Origin of the sequence: Pseudomonas sp. GXM4 (genome assembly GCF_008923895.1) — a bacterium.
In the GTDB taxonomy this organism is placed as follows: domain Bacteria; phylum Pseudomonadota; class Gammaproteobacteria; order Pseudomonadales; family Pseudomonadaceae; genus Aquipseudomonas; species Aquipseudomonas atacamensis.
The window spans coordinates 1-2,975 of the sequence record NZ_WBRZ01000430.1; the positions used below are offsets into that span (position 1 = coordinate 1).

Sequence of the window (2,975 nt, forward strand, 5' to 3'; positions counted from 1 at the left end):
TTGAATGAACCCATGCTCCAACTGATCCTCGGCGGCGCCCGCTCCGGCAAGAGTCGTCTGGCGGAAAAACTCGCCAGCGACAGCCATCTGGCGGTCACCTACATCGCCACCAGCCAACCGCTCGACGGCGAAATGAACCAGCGCGTCGCCCATCATCGCGCACGCCGCCCGGCGCAATGGGCGTTGATCGAAGAGCCGCTGGAACTGGCCCGCGTACTGCGCGAATCCGCCGGCGCCGAGCGCTGCCTGCTGGTCGATTGCCTGACCCTGTGGCTGACCAATCTGCTCATGCTCGACGACGCCAAACGTCTCACCGCCGAGCGTGAAGCCTTGCTCGACTGCCTGGCGTCGTTGCCGGGTGAAATCATTTTTGTCAGCAACGAGACCGGAATGGGTGTCGTGCCGCTGGGCGAATTGACCCGCCGCTATGTCGATGAAGCCGGTTGGCTGCATCAAGCTCTGGCCGAGCGTTGTCAGCGAGTTGTCCTGACCGTCGCCGGCCTGCCCCTGACTTTGAAAGGACCTGCGTTATGAGCCCGACCTGGTGGCTGAACCCGTGCAAAACCGTGAACTCGGACATCATCGCGCAAGCGACCGAGCGCCAGCAGCAACTGACCAAACCGGCCGGTTCGCTGGGGCGCCTTGAATCGGTGGCCGTGCAACTGGCCGGTCTGCAAGGTCAGCTCAAGCCAACGCTGGATCAAGTCTGGATCGCGATTTTCGCTGGCGACCATGGCGTGGTAGCCGAAGGCGTATCGGCTTATCCGCAGGAAGTCACCGGGCAGATGCTGCTCAACTTTGTCAGCGGCGGCGCGGCGATCAGCGTGCTGGCGCGTCAGCTCGGCGCGCAGCTGGAGGTGGTCGATCTGGGCACGGTGAATCCGGTGCTGAATCTGCCCGGCGTGCGCCATCTGAACATCGGCGCGGGAACGGCGAACTTCGCTCAGGGCGCAGCGATGACTCAGGCGCAGGGCGAATCGGCCTTGCAGGCCGGTCGCGACAGCGTCTTGCGCGCGAAAGCCGCCGGCACGCAGTTGTTCATCGGCGGCGAAATGGGCATCGGCAACACCACGGCGGCCAGTGGGCTGGCCTGCGCCTTGCTCGATTGCCCGGTGGCGCACCTGACCGGTCCCGGCACCGGGCTGAATGCCGCTGGCGTCAGCCACAAGGCACAGGTGATCGAACGCGCGCTGGCGCTGCATGCCGCACAGCGTGGCGATGCCTTGCAGACGCTGTTCAATCTCGGCGGCTTCGAGATTGCCGCGTTGGTCGGCGCTTATCTGGCCTGCGCGCAGGAAGGCATTGCGGTGCTGGTCGACGGCTTCATCTGCACGGTCGCGGCACTGGTCGCGGTGCGCTTGAATCCGGCCTGTCGCCAGTGGCTGTTGTTTGGCCATCGCGGTGCCGAGCCGGGCCATCGCCATGTGCTGGAAACCTTGAGCGCCGAACCGTTGCTGGAACTCGGCCTGCGCCTGGGCGAGGGCAGTGGCGCAGCGTTGGCGGTGCCGTTGTTGCGCCTGGCGTGTGACCTGCACGGACAAATGGCGACGTTCGCCGAAGCGGCCGTGGCGGATCGCCCGGCATGAGCCTGCGCCTGGATCTGCTGCGCCACGGCGAAACGGAACTCGGCGGCGGCTTGCGCGGCAGCCTCGACGATGCGCTGACCGCAAACGGCTGGACGCAGATGCGTGCAGCGGTGGTCGACGGCGGGCCGTGGGATCGAATCGTCAGTTCGCCATTGCAGCGCTGCGCGCGCTTCGCTGCTGAACTCGGCGAGCAACTGAATCTGTCCGTGCGTCTGGACAAGGATCTGCAGGAACTGCATTTCGGCGCGTGGGAAGGGCAGAGCGCGGCGGCATTGATGGAAACGGATGCTGAAGCGCTGGGGCTGTTCTGGGCTGATCCCTATGGCTTCACGCCACCGCAGGGCGAGCCGGTCAGCGCGTTTTCCGCGCGGGTGTTGGCGGCGGTTGCGCGATTGCACGCGGCTTACGCCGGCGAACGGATTCTGCTGGTCAGCCACGGCGGCGTGATGCGCTTGTTGCTCGCGCAGGCTCGAGGTCTGCCGCGGGAACAGTTGCTCAATGTCGAGGTCGGCCACGGCGCGCTGTTTGCGCTAACGGTCGCTGCGGACGGCGCGCTCAAGGAAGGTCACTGAGATGTTGCCGCTGTGGATCGCCTTGCAGTTTCTCAGCAGCCTGCCGATTCGCCTCCCGGGCATGCCTGAGCCGCAACAGCTTGGCCGTTCGCTGCTGTTTTATCCGCTGGTGGGATTGCTGTTCGGGCTGATCCTCTTCGCGTTGAATCTGTTGTTGGCCGGCGCGCCGATGTTGCTCCATGCGGCGCTGTTGCTGACCGTGTGGGTATTGCTCAGCGGCGCGCTGCATCTCGATGGCCTGGCCGACAGCGCCGATGCCTGGCTCGGCGGTTTTGGTGATCGCGAGCGCACGCTGACGATCATGAAAGATCCGCGCAGCGGGCCGATTGCGGTGGTCACGCTGGTGCTGGTCCTGTTGCTCAAATTTGCCGCGCTGCTGGCACTGATCGAGCAAGGGCATACCCTGGCGCTGATCATCGTGCCGGTGCTCGGGCGAGCGGCGCTGTTGGGGTTGTTTCTGACTACGCCGTATGTGCGTGCGGGTGGCTTGGGTCAGGCACTGGCCGATCATCTGCCGCGCAAAGCGGGGTGGTGGGTGCTGGGGTTGAGTGCGCTGGGCTGCGTGTTCATCGCGGGTATTGGCGCGGTGCTGATTTCGCTGGTCGGGTTTGTCTGGCTGCGGCTTTTGATGATGCGGCGGTTGGGCGGGACTACCGGGGACACGGCGGGGGCGTTGCTGGAATTGCTGGAGATGGGGGTGTTGGTGGGGCTCGCTCTGGTCTGAAGGATTTGCGGAGATGATGCCGGCCCCTTCGCGAGCAGGATCGCTCCCACCTTCGAAATGCAATCCCCTGTGGGAGCGAGCCTGCTCGCGAAG

The 2,975-nt window shown here is 65.2% G+C and carries 4 protein-coding genes; all 4 read left to right on the top strand.

Annotation, left to right across the window (positions count from 1 at the left end):
- Window positions 1–12: 12 nt before the first annotated feature.
- Genes cobU through F8N49_RS26985 form a run of 4 tightly spaced genes read left to right on the top strand, consistent with a single transcriptional unit; the run spans window position 13 to window position 2,882 of the window.
- Complete coding sequence (gene cobU, locus F8N49_RS26970; protein ID WP_151553252.1) at window positions 13–534, top strand: bifunctional adenosylcobinamide kinase/adenosylcobinamide-phosphate guanylyltransferase; 522 nt, start codon at window positions 13–15, stop codon at window positions 532–534.
- Window positions 531–1,586 carry a nicotinate-nucleotide--dimethylbenzimidazole phosphoribosyltransferase gene (cobT, locus tag F8N49_RS26975; RefSeq protein WP_151553253.1) on the top strand — a complete coding sequence of 352 codons (1,056 nt, stop codon included), beginning with the start codon at window positions 531–533 and terminating at the stop codon, window positions 1,584–1,586. The genes cobU and cobT overlap by 4 nt, the downstream gene beginning before the upstream one ends.
- Window positions 1,583–2,158 (top strand): alpha-ribazole phosphatase family protein, encoded by a 576-nt coding sequence (cobC, locus tag F8N49_RS26980; RefSeq protein ID WP_122602260.1) that lies wholly within the window; start codon window positions 1,583–1,585, stop codon window positions 2,156–2,158. Before cobT ends, cobC begins: the two co-directional genes overlap by 4 nt.
- Window position 2,159: 1 nt before the next feature.
- Window positions 2,160–2,882, top strand: a complete 723-nt coding sequence (locus F8N49_RS26985; RefSeq protein ID WP_151553254.1) for an adenosylcobinamide-GDP ribazoletransferase — start codon at window positions 2,160–2,162, stop codon at window positions 2,880–2,882.
- The last annotated feature ends 93 nt before the right edge of the window (window positions 2,883–2,975 follow it).

Bases quoted from the DNA above. Each gene is read 5' to 3' on its own strand.
- cobU (WP_151553252.1), top strand. From the start codon at position 13: ATGCTCCAACTGATCCTCGGCGGCGCCCGCTCCGGCAAGAGTCGTCTG.
- cobT (WP_151553253.1), top strand. From the start codon at position 531: ATGAGCCCGACCTGGTGGCTGAACCCGTGCAAAACCGTGAACTCGGAC.
- F8N49_RS26985 (WP_151553254.1), top strand. From the start codon at position 2,160: ATGTTGCCGCTGTGGATCGCCTTGCAGTTTCTCAGCAGCCTGCCGATT.
- cobC (WP_122602260.1), top strand. From the start codon at position 1,583: ATGAGCCTGCGCCTGGATCTGCTGCGCCACGGCGAAACGGAACTCGGC.